The sequence below is a fragment of the Nocardioides insulae DSM 17944 genome (genome assembly GCF_000422825.1).
Taxonomy (GTDB): Bacteria; Actinomycetota; Actinomycetes; order Propionibacteriales; family Nocardioidaceae; genus Nocardioides; species Nocardioides insulae.
On sequence record NZ_KE383929.1, the window covers coordinates 634807 to 650410 of the forward strand.

Annotated in this window: 16 protein-coding genes; 7 read left to right on the forward strand and 9 right to left on the reverse strand. The window is 71.0% G+C overall.

What is annotated here, in order from left to right; all coding sequences use genetic code 11:
- Positions 1 to 36 precede the first annotated feature (36 nt).
- Positions 37 to 801 (forward strand): NUDIX hydrolase, encoded by a 765-nt coding sequence (locus G515_RS0117440; protein WP_028661182.1) that lies wholly within the window; start codon positions 37 to 39, stop codon positions 799 to 801.
- Positions 802 to 868: 67 nt separating this feature from the next.
- On the opposite strand, the gene G515_RS0117445 is transcribed toward G515_RS0117440, so the two are convergent.
- The 5 genes from G515_RS0117445 to G515_RS0117465 form a co-directional block, all read right to left on the reverse strand.
- Positions 869 to 1840, reverse strand: a complete 972-nt coding sequence (locus tag G515_RS0117445) for a tetratricopeptide repeat protein (RefSeq protein WP_028661183.1) — start codon at positions 1838 to 1840, stop codon at positions 869 to 871.
- Between the two features lie 51 nt (positions 1841 to 1891).
- Complete coding sequence (locus G515_RS0117450) at positions 1892 to 2398, reverse strand: PH domain-containing protein (protein ID WP_342662883.1); 507 nt, start codon at positions 2396 to 2398, stop codon at positions 1892 to 1894.
- Positions 2399 to 2439: 41 nt separating this feature from the next.
- Positions 2440 to 2604, reverse strand: coding sequence for a hypothetical protein (locus tag G515_RS23390; protein ID WP_157571175.1), 165 nt, complete (start codon positions 2602 to 2604; stop codon positions 2440 to 2442).
- Positions 2605 to 2795: 191 nt separating this feature from the next.
- Positions 2796 to 3815, reverse strand: a complete 1020-nt coding sequence (gene meaB / locus G515_RS0117460) for a methylmalonyl Co-A mutase-associated GTPase MeaB (protein WP_051218529.1) — start codon at positions 3813 to 3815, stop codon at positions 2796 to 2798.
- Positions 3799 to 4989 (reverse strand): acetyl-CoA C-acetyltransferase, encoded by a 1191-nt coding sequence (locus G515_RS0117465; RefSeq protein ID WP_028661186.1) that lies wholly within the window; start codon positions 4987 to 4989, stop codon positions 3799 to 3801. The genes meaB and G515_RS0117465 overlap by 17 nt, the downstream gene beginning before the upstream one ends.
- 259 nt (positions 4990 to 5248) lie before the next feature.
- Here G515_RS0117465 and mce point away from each other — a divergent pair, with 259 nt between their 5' ends.
- The 4 genes from mce to G515_RS22160 all read left to right on the forward strand — a co-directional run bounded on the left by mce (position 5249) and on the right by G515_RS22160 (position 9718).
- Positions 5249 to 5701 carry a methylmalonyl-CoA epimerase gene (gene mce / locus G515_RS0117470; protein WP_028661187.1) on the forward strand — a complete coding sequence of 151 codons (453 nt, stop codon included), beginning with the start codon at positions 5249 to 5251 and terminating at the stop codon, positions 5699 to 5701.
- Between the two features lie 231 nt (positions 5702 to 5932).
- Positions 5933 to 7273, forward strand: coding sequence for a crotonyl-CoA carboxylase/reductase (ccrA, locus tag G515_RS0117475; protein WP_028661188.1), 1341 nt, complete (start codon positions 5933 to 5935; stop codon positions 7271 to 7273).
- Between the two features lie 211 nt (positions 7274 to 7484).
- Positions 7485 to 8597 (forward strand): coiled-coil domain-containing protein, encoded by a 1113-nt coding sequence (locus G515_RS22155; protein WP_084653688.1) that lies wholly within the window; start codon positions 7485 to 7487, stop codon positions 8595 to 8597.
- Positions 8594 to 9718, forward strand: a complete 1125-nt coding sequence (locus G515_RS22160) for an AI-2E family transporter (protein WP_051218531.1) — start codon at positions 8594 to 8596, stop codon at positions 9716 to 9718. Before G515_RS22155 ends, G515_RS22160 begins: the two co-directional genes overlap by 4 nt.
- A 169-nt stretch (positions 9719 to 9887) precedes the next feature.
- Here G515_RS22160 and G515_RS0117490 read toward each other — a convergent pair whose 3' ends face one another.
- The 3 genes from G515_RS0117490 to G515_RS0117500 all read right to left on the reverse strand — a co-directional run bounded on the left by G515_RS0117490 (position 9888) and on the right by G515_RS0117500 (position 12549).
- The gene (locus tag G515_RS0117490; RefSeq protein ID WP_157571176.1) at positions 9888 to 10688 is read right to left on the reverse strand and encodes an alpha/beta fold hydrolase; all 801 of its coding nucleotides are present in this window, start codon (positions 10686 to 10688) and stop codon (positions 9888 to 9890) included.
- Between the two features lie 73 nt (positions 10689 to 10761).
- Positions 10762 to 11526, reverse strand: a complete 765-nt coding sequence (locus G515_RS0117495; RefSeq protein ID WP_028661190.1) for a membrane protein — start codon at positions 11524 to 11526, stop codon at positions 10762 to 10764.
- A gap of 39 nt (positions 11527 to 11565) precedes the next feature.
- Positions 11566 to 12549 (reverse strand): helix-turn-helix transcriptional regulator, encoded by a 984-nt coding sequence (locus G515_RS0117500; RefSeq protein WP_028661191.1) that lies wholly within the window; start codon positions 12547 to 12549, stop codon positions 11566 to 11568.
- A 197-nt stretch (positions 12550 to 12746) separates the two neighbouring features.
- On the opposite strand from G515_RS0117500, the gene G515_RS0117505 reads away from it, so the two are divergent.
- On the forward strand, positions 12747 to 13292 hold the full coding sequence (locus G515_RS0117505; RefSeq protein WP_245565456.1) for an SRPBCC family protein: 546 nt from the start codon (positions 12747 to 12749) through the stop codon (positions 13290 to 13292).
- A gap of 94 nt (positions 13293 to 13386) precedes the next feature.
- Here the strand turns inward: G515_RS0117505 and G515_RS0117510 are convergent, their stop codons facing one another.
- Positions 13387 to 14559, reverse strand: coding sequence for a 3-hydroxyacyl-CoA dehydrogenase NAD-binding domain-containing protein (locus tag G515_RS0117510; protein WP_028661193.1), 1173 nt, complete (start codon positions 14557 to 14559; stop codon positions 13387 to 13389).
- A 317-nt stretch (positions 14560 to 14876) separates the two neighbouring features.
- Here G515_RS0117510 and nucS point away from each other — a divergent pair, with 317 nt between their 5' ends.
- On the forward strand, positions 14877 to 15551 hold the full coding sequence (gene nucS, locus G515_RS0117515; RefSeq protein ID WP_028661194.1) for an endonuclease NucS: 675 nt from the start codon (positions 14877 to 14879) through the stop codon (positions 15549 to 15551).
- The last annotated feature ends 53 nt before the right edge of the window (positions 15552 to 15604 follow it).

Consider the following 15604-nt stretch of genomic DNA (forward strand, 5'->3'; position numbering starts at 1 on the left):
CACCCGACCCCTCGGCCACGTGGCTAGGGTGGGCGCGTGACCGATCCAGAGACGAGCGTGACCACCGTCGCCGAGGGCATCGCCCGGATCTCCATCGCCCCCGGCGAGGTGGTCGACGTCGTCCGCCACGAGGTGGCCACCGCGCTGCTCACCCACGCCCGCGTCGAGACCCTGATCGACCCCGACGACGTCGCCTCCCAGCGGACGGCCACCTGGTCCGGGATGCGCCGCGAGGGCGTGCTGCGGGGGGTCACCGTCGGTGGCGCGCCGGTCGACCGGATCTGTTACGCCCGACTCGCCAGCGACGTACCGGCGGATCAGCCGGAGGGCTTCCGGGCCCTGCTGAACAGCTTCCTCCCCCGCAAGCGCGCGATCGGGCAGATGCTGGTCCGCGACCCGCAGCAGCGGGTGCTGATGTGCCAGCTGACCTACAAGCGCGACTGGGATCTCCCCGGTGGCGTGGTCGAGGTGGGCGAGTCACCACGCCTCGGCGTCACCCGCGAGATCGAGGAGGAGCTCTCCCTCGAACTACCAGCGGGTGCGTTGATCCTCACCGACTGGCTCCCCGCCTGGAGTGGCTGGGACGACGCGGTCACCCTCGTCTTCGACGGCGGCGTGCACGAGAGCAGCCTCACCGATCGCATCGTCGCGGAGGCCCGCGAGATCCGCTCGGCGGAGTTCTGCACCCTCGACCAGGTGCGCGACCGGGCCGCCGACTACACCGCTCGCCGGGTGGAGGCCGCCCTCGCCACCCTGCACGGCGAGGGCCCCGCCTACACCGAGTCGGGCCGGGCGGTCTGAGCCCCGCCCCCGTCGAACCGGCCGCGCCGGGCGAGACCGGTCACGACTCGGCTCAGGGGGTGTCAGCTCAGAACAGGGCGGAGGCGAGCGCCTGGCGTCCCTGGAGCACCCGCGGGTCGTCGTTGCCCACCGCGGCGAACAGGCCGAGCAGGTGCTCTCGGGCCGCGTTGCGTTCGTCCCCGGAGGTACGGCGGATCAGCTCGACCAGCCGCCCGAAGGCGTCCTCGACGTGGCCGCCGAGCATGTCGAGATCGGCACACAGGGTCTGGGCCGGGACGTCGTCGGGAGCCTCCGCCGCCTTCGCCCGGGCCTGGTTGAGGTCGACGCCCTGGGTGCGCTGAAGGACCTTCGCCATCGCGAGTCCCGCGGCGGCCTCGGCGTCGGCCGGATTGCCGTCCACGAGCTTCTGGTACTCAGCGACCGCCGCGTCGACGTCTCCGGCGCCGAGGGCGTCCTGGGCGGCCGCATAGCGCGGGTCCGCCGCGGGCCCCTCGTCCTCGCCCTCGCCGGACGGAGCAGCGGACCGGGGCTGGTGCCGCCCGGTGATGCCCTGTGCGGTCAACTGCTGGGACAACTGGGTGAACAGGGTGCGCAGCTCGTCGAGCGAGAGCGCGCCGGGGATCGGCTGGGTGGCCGGACGGCCGTCGAGGAGCACCATCATCAGCGGGACCTGCGGGATCTGCATCGCCTGCGCGATCTGCGGGGAGGCGTCGATGTCGATGCTCGCGGCGAGGAAGCGACCGTCGTGCTCCTCGGCCACGGTGGCGACGTCCTTGACCAGCGTGACGCTCTCCGGCGAGCGGGACGCCGAGAAGAAGACGAGCACCACAGGCGCGGTCATCGACGACTCGAGCACCGACTGGAAGGACTCCTCGGTGACCTCCACCGAGTAGGCACCGGTCGACCTGGCGGCGCCGGGCGCGGTCGCGCCCGCCCCGCCAGAGGCTCGGGGCGCGCCCTGCGCGGGGGCGCCTCCGGCACGCTGCTGGAGACCGGAGAGGTCGACTGCGCCAGGACGGGAGAACGGCTGCTGCGTCATGCGCGACATCCTAGTTTGATGCGGCAACGCCGGGTGGGCGGCGGGGTGGTCTCACAGGAAGCGACGGCCCCGGAGTCCGGCCTGCTGCACGACCCGCTGGATGGCCAGGTCGCGCTCGTTGGCCCGCCCGACGTACCGGATCTCGCGAAGCCCCTGCTTCTGCGCCGCGGACTCGAAGACGAAGTGACCGAAGCCGAGCACCCGGCCGTGCAACGGCTTCTCCACGGTGATGTCGAGGATCCGGGTCAGCGGCATCGTCGCCAGCCGGGTGGTCAGGACGCCGTAGACCCGGAACACGCGCATGTTGGTGATGACGAACCGGTCGCGGTACTCCCCCACGGCCAGCCACAGGGCGTGCGCCCAGGCCGCGAGCGCGAGCAGGATCGGGAGCCACGCCACATCGGTGCGGATGAACGCCGCCCCCACCAGCAGGGCCAGACCCAGCAGGAACTCCAGGACCGGGCGGACGTAGGCCGCCCAGTGCCGGCGTACTTCGTCGACGATCACCTCGCCCTCGTCGCGCAGCAGGTGCTGACCGATCTGGGGGGCGAGGCTCACCCCCAGCACACTCATGACGTCCGCCGGTCCACCACTGGCCCTCAGGCCAGGTTGCCGATGAAGCCGATGACCGCCTCGAAGAGCGCGCCGACGCCTACCGTCGCGGCGACGATGGCCTGCTCGGTCAGGTCGGCCAGGCCGCGGGGGTCGGTGAAGAGCCAGAAGCCGACGAACAGCACGGCCACCACAAGGACCAGCTTCTTCATCGACGTACCTCTCCGGGGTGGTGCGTGGGCATGGCGCCCATTCCTACCAGCCCCCGGGTGCCCGACCCGGAAGACTCGCCGGGGCGCCCCGGAGGTCGGCGGGCGTTGACGCGGATCCGGGGGCGCGCGAGAGCGCGGCGACGACGTCGTTCACGCTCCAGCCGAGCCCGACGCGGCGGGCGGGCGCCCACCTACGCCGGCCCACCTCCGGGCGGCTTCGGGGCCAGTGCCAGCAACTGATCGGCCGCGGCGTACGGGTCCAGGTCTCCGGCCGCCACCCGGTCCGCGAGGCCGTCCAGCGCCTCCACGGTGCCGACGCGGCCCCAGCTGCGACGCAGGTCGTCCAGGGCGATCGCCTCGATCTCGTCCCGGGCCCGCCGTGCGCGCCGGCGCACCAGTTCGCCGCTCGCCGTGAGCCGGCGATGGTGCCGGTCCAAGACGTCGGCCACCTCGGCCAGCCCCTCGCCGGTCTGCGCCACGGTCTTGAGGATCGGCGGCTTCCACGCCTCCGGCGGCCGATCGGCCAGCGCCATCATGCTGCGCAGGTCCCGGCGCACGTGATCGGCCCCGTCACGGTCGGCCTTGTTGACGACGTACACGTCGCCGATCTCGAGGATGCCGGCCTTGGCCGCCTGGATGCCGTCGCCCATGCCGGGGGCGAGCAGTACGACGGTGGTGTCGGCCAGGCCGGCGATCTCGACCTCGCTCTGCCCCACGCCCACGGTCTCGATCACGACCACGTCGAAACCCGCAGCGTCGAGCACCCGCACGGCCTGCGGCGTCGTCCAGGACAGTCCGCCGAGATGGCCGCGCGAGGCCATCGAGCGGATGAACACCCCGGAGTCGAGGGCGTGGTCGCCCATCCGGATCCGGTCACCGAGCAGCGCGCCTCCGGAGAACGGCGAGGACGGGTCGATCGCCAGCACCGCCACCCGCCGGCCCCGACCGCGCAGCTCGCGTACCAGCGCACTGGTGCTCGTGGACTTGCCGACGCCCGGCGCGCCGGTCAGCCCCACGACGTGGGCGTGCCCGACGTGAGGCGCCAGAGCGGCCATCACGGCTCGTAGCCGCTGGGAGAACACGGGTGAGGCGGGGGTGGCGTCCTCGACCCAGGAGATCAGCCGTCCGACCGCCCGGGCCTCACCGGCGCGGGCCCGCGCGACCAGGTCGTCGACCTGGCCGCGCGGATCGGGCTCAGCTGGACGGGACACGCACGATCAGAGCGTCGCCCTGGCCGCCACCGCCGCACAGCGCGGCCGCCCCGACGCCGCCGCCGCGGCGCTTCAGCTCGAGAGCCAGGTGCAGGACGACGCGCGCGCCCGACATGCCGACCGGGTGACCCAGTGCGATCGCGCCGCCGTTGACATTCACGATGTCGTCGGAGAGGCCGAGCTTGCGGGAGGACTGGATGCCGACCGCGGCGAAGGCCTCGTTGAACTCGACCAGGTCGAGATCGGCGGCGGTGAGGCCCTCCTTGGCCAGCGCCCGGGCGGTCGCCTCGGCGGGCTGGTCCTGCAGCGAGGAGTCCGGCCCCGCCACCATCCCGTGGGCGCCGATCTCGGCGAGCCACTCCAGGCCGAGCTCCTCGGCCTTGGCCTTGCTCATCACGACCACGGCACAGGCGCCGTCGGAGATCTGCGAGGCCGAGCCGGCGGTGATGGTGCCGTCCTTGGCGAACGCCGGCCGCAGCTTGGCCAGGCTCTCCGAGGTGGTGTCGCCGCGCACGCCCTCGTCGGCGCTGATGACGACCGGGTCGCCCTTGCGCTGCGGGATGCTCACCGGCACGATCTCGTCGTCGAAGACACCGTTCTTCTGGGCCTCCGCGGCGCGCTGGTGGGAGCGCGCGGCGAACGCGTCCTGCTCCTCGCGAGACAGCGCGACCCCCTCGGCGTTGACCTGCTCGGTCAGGTTGCCCATCGCCTGCTGGGTCAGCTGGTCGTAGAGCGCGTCGTAGGCCATCGAGTCGACCAGGGCGGTGTCGCCGTACTTGAATCCCTCGCGCGACTTCGGCAGCAGGTGCGGCGCCTGCGTCATCGACTCCATGCCGCCCGCCACGATCACCTCGGCCTCGCCGGCCCGGATCATCTGATCGGCGGTCGCGATGGCGTTGAGGCCGGAGAGGCAGACCTTGTTGATGGTGATCGACGGGATGCTCATCGGCAGGCCGGCGGCCTGCCCGGCGGTCCGGGCGGGGTTCTGGCCGGCACCGGCCTGGATCACCTGGCCCATGATCAGGTAGTCGACCTGGTCGCCGGTGACGCCGGCCCGCTCGAGCGCCCCCTTGATCGCGACGCCGCCGAGCTGGGCGCCGGAGAGGCCCTTGAGGCCGCCGAGCAGACGGCCGATCGGGGTGCGCGCCCCCGCGACGATGACGGTTCCGGACATGGGTTCCTCCAACGGATTGCTGAGCGGATGTGCTGAGTTCTGGGGTGTCGGTCGATGAGCCGGTCGCCTGTCCAACCTACCCGCGGGTCACAGGTCTGCGGGCGCGGGTTGAGCGGAGTCGGTACGGCGCCCTGCCGCCGCCGCTGCCGGATGCCAACGATGGCGGCCGGCGGAACGGCGGGCCGGGCTCGCGTCGTTGCAATGTAGCGCTGCTCACACCCTCTCGCCCTTCGACTGTGTCCCACACCACGATGACCCCATGACGACACCCCTGGAACTCGACCCTTCCCTGTTCACCGCCATCGACCACGTCGGCATCGCCGTCGCCGACCTGGACGAGGCGATCGGCTTCTATGAGTCGACCTTCGGGATGCGACTGTCCCACCGCGAGGTCAACGAGGAGCAGGGCGTGGCCGAGGCGATGATGGCCGTGGGCGACTCCGGCTCGTGCATCCAGCTGCTCTCCCCACTCTCCCCCGAGTCGACGATCGCCAAGTTCCTCGAGCGCAGCGGTCCCGGGATGCAGCAGTTGGCCTACCGGGTCACCGACGTGGAGAAGGTGAGCGCCACCCTGCGCGAGCGAGGCGTGCGACTGCTGTACGACGCTCCGCGGCGAGGAACCGCCGGGAGCCGGATCAACTTCGTGCACCCCAAGGACGCCGGTGGCGTGCTGGTCGAGCTCGTGGAGCCGAACCCTGATGCTGACCACTGACCACTGATCCGCACCGATCCCCGCTCCGCCCCGACGTGGTGGCGGTCGGGGTGGGGCCCGGGTGGATGCGTGCTGTAGGTCACAGCCACTGTTCAGCCGAGATTACCGACTGGTAAGCATGCCGCAACGCGACGCCGAGCACCCGCCCGGTCCCTCGCCGTACTCACGCTCGACCCGCTGGTGCCCAGCGGTCCCGCCCCTTCAGCGAACACCACAGACGCAGGAGCCGACGTGCAGCACATCCTCGACGCCATCTCCGCCGGAGACACCTCCTCGGCCGACTTCGCCAACCTCGATCTTCCGGACCACTACACCGCCGCCACCGTCCACAAGGACGAGGTCGACATGTTCGAGGGGGTCACCTCCAAGGACAAGGACCCCCGCAAGTCGATCCACGTGGAGGATGTGGCGCTGCCCGAACTCGGCCCGGGTGAGGCCTACGTCGCGGTGATGGCCTCGGCGATCAACTACAACACCGTGTGGACCTCGATCTTCGAGCCGGTGGCGACCTTCGGTTTCCTGGAGCGCTACGGCAGGCTCTCCGAGCTGACCAAGCGGCACGACCTGCCCTATCACGTCGTCGGCTCCGACCTGGCCGGCGTCGTGCTGCGGACCGGACCGGGCGTCACCAAGTGGCAGCCCGGTGCCGAAGTGGTGGCGCACTGCCTCTCCGTCGAACTGGAGAGCGCCGACGGCCACAACGACACGATGCTCGACCCGGAGCAGCGGATCTGGGGCTTCGAGACCAACTTCGGCGGGCTGGCCCAGATCGCCCTGGTCAAGTCCAACCAGCTGATGCCGAAGCCGGACCACCTCACCTGGGAGGAAGCGGCCTCGCCCGGGCTGGTCAACTGCACGGCGTACCGCCAGCTGGTGAGCCGCAACGGTGGCGACATGAAGCAGGGCGACAACGTTCTGATCTGGGGCGCGTCGGGCGGCCTGGGCGGGTTCGCGACGCAATACGCCCTCAACGGCGGCGCCACTCCGGTCTGCGTCGTCTCCAGCGAGGAGAAGGCCGCGATCGCGCGCTCGATGGGTGCCGAGCTGATCATCAACCGTTCCGAGGAGGACTACCGCTTCTGGAACGACGAGGGCACCGAGCAGAACCCCCGCGAGTGGAAGCGGTTCGGCGCCCGGATCCGGGAACTCACCGGCGGCGAGGACATCGACATCGTCTTCGAGCACCCCGGCCGGGAGACCTTCGGCGCCAGCGTCTACGTCACCCGCAAGGGCGGCACCATCACCACCTGCGCCTCCACCTCTGGCTACATGCACGAGTACGACAACCGCTATCTGTGGATGAACCTCAAGCGGATCATCTCCTCCCACTTCGCCAACTACCGCGAGTCCTGGGAGGCCAACCGGCTCATCGCCAAGGGCAAGATCCACCCCACCCTGTCGCGCAGCTACCCACTGGCCGACGTCGGCCAGGCCGCGCTCGACGTCCACCATAACCTGCACCAGGGCAAAGTCGGGGTGCTCTGCCTGGCGCCGGAGGAGGGCCTCGGCGTCCGCGACCACGAGCTCCGGGCCACGCACCTCGACGCGATCAACCGCTTCCGCGGAGTCTGAGGTCCGGCCCCGCCGGGACGTCTCGGCACTGCCTGCTCGAGCGTCGGACGTGCCGGGCGCGGACCCACTCCGCGCCCGGCCGTCCGGCGTTCCTGCGCGGCATGGCGATGACTGCCTCACATCCCTGTCCGTTTCCACCGTGTCTAGACCCTTCGTGGCAGGCTTCTGGGGGGATGATGTGCACACCCACGAGACGGAAGAGGAACCCGCGATGAGCAACCAGGGCCTGTCGATCTTCGATGACGAGCCGGAGGGCGGCAAGAAGTCAGCGAAGCAGGACAGCGATGCCACCCGCGTCATTCCGGCCGTCCCGGTGAGCGCTCCGCCGTCCTCACCGATCCCGACCGTGCGGCGCGGTGGGTACGACCCGTCGGCGGTGGACGCCCGCCTGCAGGCGATGACCGTCGATCGCAGCAAGCTCGCCTCGGATCTGGCCACCGCACAGCGCCGGGCCACCGAGCTGGACGCCGAGCTCACCCGACTGAAGGAGAACGTCGAGGAGACCCGGAACCCCTCCTACGCCGGCCTCGGCGGTCGGGCGAGTGCCCTGCTCCGGCTGGCCGAGGAGGAGGCCGCCGAGATCAGCACCAGCGCCACCCGCGACGCGACCGACATCCGGTCCCAGGCCGAGCGCGACGCCGAGGCGATCCGGGCCTCCGCCGCCCAGGAGGCCGACGACATGCGCACCGTCCAGCTCAAGGAGTTGGACGAGCAGCGTGCCCGTCTGGTCGCCCAGGCCGAGCAGGAGCGTGCGGCGGCTCACGCCGAGGCCGAGGATCTGCGTGCCTCGGCGCAGCGGGATGCCGACCAGCAACGGCTGGCCGCCCAGCAGGAGACCACCGAGCTCCGTACCTCGGTGCAGCGGGAGGTCGAGCAGAAGCGGGCCGGCGTCGACCGCGAGGTCCAGGAGGCCCGCCGGATGCTGGCTGTGGAGAAGGAGCGGCTGGCCCGGGAGGCCACCGACCATCACAACAGCGCGATGGCCGAGACCTCGCGCTTGGTCGAGGAGGCCGAGCAGCGCGCCACCGCCGCCGAGCAGCGGGCGAAGGAGGCCACCGCTTCCCTCGCCGAGCAGCGGATCGCAGCCCAGCAGGAGGCGGAGACCCAGCTTGTGCGCGCCCGGCGCGAGGCCGAGCAGATCGTGACCACCGCCCGCACCCAGGCCGACGCGATCGCAAGCAACGCCTCCGCCGACGCCGAGCGCGAGGCGGCCGCGGTCAAGGCCGAGGTCACCCGACTGACCAAGCGCCGCGACGCGATCACCGCGCAGATGGCCTCGCTCAGCGAACTGGTCGCCGGGTTCATCAAGGACGACGAGGAGTGAGTGCCAGGCGGTCTCGGGCCGCCCGTTTCGAGGATGCGGCGCTGTCGGCCGAGGAGCACGAGGGGCACGGCGAGTTCGGCAGGCCCGGCCCGCCGTTCGCCCGATCTCCCTTCCTGATCGGTCTGATGGGCGGCCTGGGCCTCCTGGTCGCGTTCGCGCTGGGCCAGATGGTGCTCACCATCAGCGGCGTCCTCATCCAGATCCTGGTGGCCCTGTTCATCGCGGCGGGTCTCAACCCCGCCGTGGAGACGTTCGTACGTCGGGGCATCGGCCGACCGTGGGCGGTGCTGATCGTCATCACCGGTGTGATCGTCGCCCTGGTGCTCTTCTTCGTCGCACTCGTCCCGGTCATCACCGACCAGATCGCGGCGATCTCACGCAGCGCCCCCGAGTGGCTTGACTCGCTCCAGCGCAACCGACAGATCCAGCAGCTCAACGACGACTACGAGGTCATCGACAAGGTCCGTGACTACGTCACCCAGGGCGACTTCCTCAGTGGTCTGTTCGGCAGTGCGGTCGGGGTCGGACTGGCCGTCTTCGGCGCGCTGATCAACGCCTTCGTCGTCACCGTGATGACGCTGTACTTCCTCGCGGGCTTCGACCGGATCAAGGCCGCCTGCTACCGGCTCGCTCCGGCCTCGCGCCGCGACCGAGTCAGCAGGATCGGCGATCGCGTGGTCCGAGGGGTCGGCGGGTACGTCTCGGGTGCGTTCGTGGTCGCCCTGTGCGCGGGCATCTCCTCGATGATCTTCCTGTTCGCGATCGGGCTGGGCGAGTACGCCGTGGCACTGGCCTTCGTCGTCGCCCTGCTCGACGTCATCCCGATGATCGGTGCCACGATCGGCGCGATCGTGGTCACCGCGATCGCGTTCGCGACCGATCCCCTCATGGGGCTGTTCTGCCTGATCTTCTACCTCGCCTATCAGCAGGTGGAGAACTACCTCATCTACCCGCGCGTGATGGCGCGCTCGGTCGACATCCCGGGCGCGGTCACGGTGATCGCCGCCCTCGTCGGTGCCTCCCTGCTGGGCGTCATCGGCGCCCTGCTGGCGATCCCCACCGCGGCCGCGATCCTGATGATCGTGCGCGAGGTGTTCGTCCGTCGCCAGGACGCCAGGTAGGCCCGGTCACGGGCCGAGGTGGGAGGACCTCTGCGCCGAATCGGTCGACCCGCCCGCGTGGTTGCGGGTCGGGAGTGGCGGCGCCACGCGTGCGACCTTCCGGCACGGCCACGCAGACGCGCTCGCACGGGCCGAACCCGACGGCCTGACCTGACCGGTCACCGACACGTCATGCCGTCGGGTCACCGAGGAAGCGACGCAGGATCTCCACGAAGAGCTCGGGCCGCTCGGAGTGCACCCAGTGGCCGGTGTCCTTCATGGTCACGCGGCGGTAGTGCGGGAACCAGCGGCGCATCGGCTCGGCGTACTCGTCGGTGACGTAGTCGGAGCGTCCGCCACCGAGCCACAGCACCGGTCCCTGGTACGGCGCCACTCCGGTGAGGCGTTCGGCGGGCCAGCCTCCGACGGTGGCCAGATCGCGGTCGAGGAGGTCGAGGTTGGCCTGCCACTCCCACCCGTCGCCGCGGCGGCGCAGATTCTGCAGGAGGAAGGACCGCACGGTGTCGTCGTGCACCTCGGCGGCGAGCTGCTCCTCCGCATCGGAGCGCCGCTCGATCCTGTCGAGGTCCAGGCCCTGCATCGCCGAGATGTAGCGGCGGAACTCGCCCGCGCGCCGGTAGTCCACCGGTGACATGTCCGCCACCAGCAGACGCGAGACCAGCTCCGGCCGGGTGAGGGCGAGGGCCATCGCGACCTTGCCGCCCATCGAGTGCCCGACCACGGCCGCAGGGTCCTGCGCATCGATCAACTCGGCGACCCGGCTGGCCATGGCGAGGTAGTCGATCTCCCCCGACCACGGCGAACGACCGTGGTCGGGAAGGTCCACGCCGGTCGCCCGGTGCCGGCCCGCGATCGCCTTGGCGACGGTGCCCCAGTTACGGCCCTGGCCGAAGAGTCCGTGCAGGAAGAGCACCCGGCTACCGGTCTCACCCCAGGTCAGCGTGTGCAGGGCAGTGGTCGACTCGCTCACCCGCAGACCCTAGCGATCCGGGGCAGTGGCGAGACCATCAGGTCCGCCCGGCGGAGAACAGGTGCGGGGCTGCTCAGAAGCCGAAGTCGCCGAAGTCGAAACCGCCGCCGTCGCCGCCACCGTAGTCGCCACCACCGTCGCCGTAGTCGCCACCACCGAGCTCCCCGGAGGCGTCGGAACCGTCGAAGGCACCGAGGGAGCCCATCATCAGGCCCATCATCATCCAGTTCATCGCGGCGTAGGTGGCGAAGTAGCCGGCGGCGTACGGCTCGAAGGCCCGGCCGCCCTCGTAGTAGGGCACCCGCTTCGATCCGACCATCACCTGGCGGGTGTCCGGCTCGGCTCCGGCGGCCACCCGCTCGGCGTCAAGCGCACATGCCGGTACGTCGCGTGGCACCCCGCCCGGGGGCGCCCACTCCACGTCGGCCACCGACAGACCGTGCCGCGGATCGAAGAAGCACGGTGGCCGGCGGACCGGGAGTTCGCGGCCGGCGACCCGGGCACGCACGCAGGCGATGGCGTAGCGCCCGTCGTCGACGACCGAGGTGACGTGCTTGATGTCCTCGGGGCTGGTCATCGAGTCACCGGCACGCTTGGCGTCGTCGTAGACGTCGAGGGCCCGCTGGTAGTCGGCGCGGGCTCCCTCGTCGAGAGGCTCCCCAGCCAGGTCGGCGTCGAGCTGCTGCAACTCCTCCCCCAGCTTGGTGACGTCCTCGAAGGCGAGGGTGCGGACCGGGGCTAGCTCGAGCTCACGCCGCTGGGCCGCGTTACGTCGGCTGACTGCGATCGCGACGCCGATCACGGCCAGGATCGCGATGATCAGAAGGAGGCCTCCCATGCGCCCACAGTACGGGATCGGTGGTGATCCCGGTCTCGCTCAGTTGGTCTTCGGACCATGGCCGTTCGACCGGCCGGCGGCCCTGCTCAGCAGCTGCCCCAGCGCGGCCACCTCCGCGACCAGCTCGGGCGGCTCGAGCACCTCGAACTCGCAACCCGAGTGAGCCAGTCGCATCGCCAGCCAGTAGGGGTCGTCGGCTCCCAGGGTGAGCCGGCAGCGGCCGGGGCCCAGTGGCTCGACCACCCCGGTGGTCGGCGGGATCCGCTCGCGGATCGTGGCGGCGTCCTCGTGCAGCACGACCACCGCCTGCAGCGGATAGCCCCCTTGCGAGATCGCGCGTTGGACGTAGGCCACCGGATCGGGATGCTCCCGTGGGCGGAACCGCCAGGTCGTGACCCTCAGATCATGCAGCCGGTCGAGCCGGAAGGTGCGCCAGTCCTCGCGCTCCAGGTCGAAGGCCATGAGGTACCAGCGCCGACCGGTCGCGACCAGCTGATACGGCTCCAGTCGGCGCTGGGTGCGGGCACCGTCGCGCGCCTCGTACCCGAACTCGACGCGCACCCGGTCGCGCGACGCCTTGGCGAGGGCGAGGAGGGCGTCGGCGTCGACCTCGATCCGAGCACCGTCCAGGGTCGCGATCGCCTCGTGCAGGGCACGCACCTCCCCACGCAGCCGGGCCGGCAGCACCTGATCGAGCTTCGCGAGGGTGCGCACGGCGGCCTCGCTCGCACCTGCGACCGTGCCGCCGGCCGCCAACCTCAGTGAGACCGCGGTGGCGATCGCCTCGTCGTCGTCCAGCAGCAGTGGCGGCAGCGCCTTGCCGGCGCCCAACTGATAGCCGCCGCCGGCCCCCTGGGTGGCGTTGACGGGGTAGCCCAGGGCCCGCAACCGCTCGACGTCGCGCCGGATGCTCCGGGTCGTGACCCCGAGCCGCTCCGCCAGCTCCGGGCCGGTCCACACCGGACGTTGCTGGAGCAGCGCGAGCAGGCGCAGCACCCGCTCGGTCGTGCCGATCTCGGTCATGAACAACACTCTGCCACCCCAAGCGGACAGATCGCGTCCGCTTGACGGGCCGGCCCGGGGCCACTCGACCGAGCCGGATCCGACCCCAGCCCGGCCGGACCCGACCTCGCCGGACCAAGGCACTCCGCCGGCCCGGTGTGGCACCGCGCCGCCGCCACGTCGTAGCCCAAGGCGGGCCGGGCGGCTAGCGTGACGGCGTGACCGACTCGAGCACGCCCACCGGACCAGCCGACCATCCGTTCCCCGCCGGGGACTCGACCGAACGGATCTCCGCCGATCGCGTCATGCCGGCCCCACCGGCGGAGGTCTTCGCCGTCCTGTGCGACCCCCACGGCCACGTCGCCATGGATTCCTCCGGGATGCTGCAGTCCTCGGCCGGCGATCCGGTGGGTGCGGCTGGCGACCGGTTCATCGTCCACATGGATCGCGAAGCTCTCGGCGACGTTCCGCTGGGCAAGTACGACGTGGAGGTGGAGATCACCCGCTTCGAACCGGACGCGGCGATCGAGTGGACCATCCACGGCACCATCAAGCCGCCCATCGGGCACGTGTACGGCTATCTCCTCGATCCGGTCTCTACCGAGGACGACTCCCCCGCCACCCGGGTCACGTCGTACTGCGACTGGAGTTCGGCCGCTGAGAAGTGGAAGCCGGTCTTCCCCGTGATCGACCAGAAGTCGCTGCGCGCCTCGCTGGGAGTGCTGGAGAGAGCAGTACGGCGAGGCTATCCCCGCCCGGAGTGACGCGCTCCCACGTCATCCCGCGACGGTGTCCGGGCAGGACCGTCCGGACAGCGTCCCGGCGACACCTCGGGAGGCCTCGCCGGGATCCGGTCCGTCATCGGTAGTCGTGGAACCCCCGCCCGGTCTTCCGGCCGAGCTCGCCGGCGGCGACCTTCTCCTCGAGTAGCGCGGCGGGAGCGAACCCGGCGTACTCGAACTCGCTGTGCAGCTCCTTCTGGATCGCCAGGGAGACGTCGGCGCCGACCACGTCGAGCAGTTCGAAGGGGCCCATCGGCAGCCCCGCCTGCTCCTTGAGGGCCGTGTCGATCACGGCCATGTCGATCCCGGACTCGTGCAGCTTGATGGCGTCGTTGAGATAGGGGAAGAGCAGGCAGTTGACGATGAACCCGGCACGGTCGGTGCACGACACGGCGACCTTGCCGACGGAGGCGCACAGCGCCTTGACGCTCTGATCGACCTCCGGTGCGGTGAGGTCGGTGGCCACGACCTCGACCAGCTTCATCACCGGTGCCGGATTGAAGAAGTGCATCCCGATCACGTCCTGCGGTCGACCTGTCACCTTGGCGAGCTCGGTGATCGGCAGGCTCGAGGTGGTGGTGGCGAGGATCGTGCCTGGCTTGCACACCCGGTCCAGGTCGAGGAACAGCCGGGTCTTCAGTTCGAGTTGCTCCGCAACCGCCTCCACGACCAGGTCGACCTCATCCAGTGTTTCGATCGCCGTCGCGCCGGTCAGCCGGCCGAGCACCTCGGTCTTGGTGGACTCCTCGGCCCGGCCCTTGGCGATCGCGCGGTCCAGCGAGGCGGTGATCGTGGTGACCACGCCGTCGACCTTGTCCTGGGTGCGCCCGACGAAGATCACGTCGTACCCGCTCTTCGCGAACACCTCGACGATGCCGGCGGCCATGGTGCCGGTGCCGACCACGCCCACCCTCTCGATCCGGTGCTTGAGGACGGGGTCACCGGTGACCGCGGCCGGTGCTGCGCTGGCGACCGTCGACGCCTCGTCGGCGACCCTGTCTAGCAGTGCCGCGGGGCGGTGCAGCGGATCACCGGTCTCGGCGAAGCGCTGCGCGAGGGCGCCCCGCACCCCCGCCGGCCCGGTCTCGTCGAGGACGGCCAACGGCCCGGCCGGGTAGCCGCAGCCGAAGCGCATGGCGGCATCGATGTCGGCGGCGGTCGCGTAACCGCTCTCGAGCATCCGCACCGCATGGTTGAGGTAGGGGTAGATCAGCGTGGAGGCGATCCGCGCGGCAGTGGGCGAGGTCATGTCCGGCAGCATGACAGTCTCACTACCCCCTGGTAACCCTTCCGTGACGCAGGTCACGATGCCGACGATTTGCCGCCCCGGCCGACTCGTGCGCTCCGCCCCAGAGCCTTGTGCGTGTACGCCGGAGAGCATCGAGTGTCCCTCTCCCGGCGGCACGGCTGAGCCGCCGCGCGCGGCGACCGAGGACGGACGTGGAAGGGTCGACCCGCATGGGGCGGCGGCGCCACCACCCCGGGCGCTCCCCTGCCCTTGCGGCGCCGGTCCCGCCGGAGCAGCGGTGTGCCGCACTGCCACGGGGGCAGGTAGATTGCGGCCGCGTGAGACTCGTCGTTGCCACCTGCCAGGTCGACTACGCCGGCCGCCTGACCGCCCACCTGCCGATGGCCACCCGAGTGCTGATGATCAAGGCCGACGGCTCGGTGCTGGTGCACTCCGACGGCGGGTCGTACAAGCCACTCAACTGGATGTCCCCGCCGTGCACCCTCAGGGAGGGCAGCGCCGAGGACGGCCGCGCCGAGTGGACGGTGACCTCCAAGACCGATGACACCTTGCGCATCCTGATCCAGGAGATCCACCACGACACCTCGCACGTGCTCGGTCTCGACCCCGGGTTGCAGAAGGACGGCGTGGAGAAGCACCTCCAGGAGCTCCTGGCCGACCACCCGACCACGCTGGCCGACGGCCTCACGCTGGTACGACGGGAGTTCCCCACTGCGATCGGCCCGGTCGACCTGATGTGCCGCGACGCCGAGGGCCGCTCGGTGGCGGTGGAGATCAAGCGGCGCGGCGAGATCGACGGTGTCGAGCAGCTCACCCGCTATCTCGACCTGCTCAACCGCGACCCGCTGCTGGCGCCGGTCCGCGGCATCTTCGCCGCCCAGGAGATCCGGCCGCAGGCCCGGGTGCTCGCCACCGACCGCGGCATCGCCTGTGCCGTGGTCGACTACGACGCCCTGCGGGGCCTCGACGACCCCAGCGAGCGGCTCTTCTGAGCTCCTCCGGGTGGCCTTTGCGACCGTCGCGACCGTGGCATCGGCCGGACCCG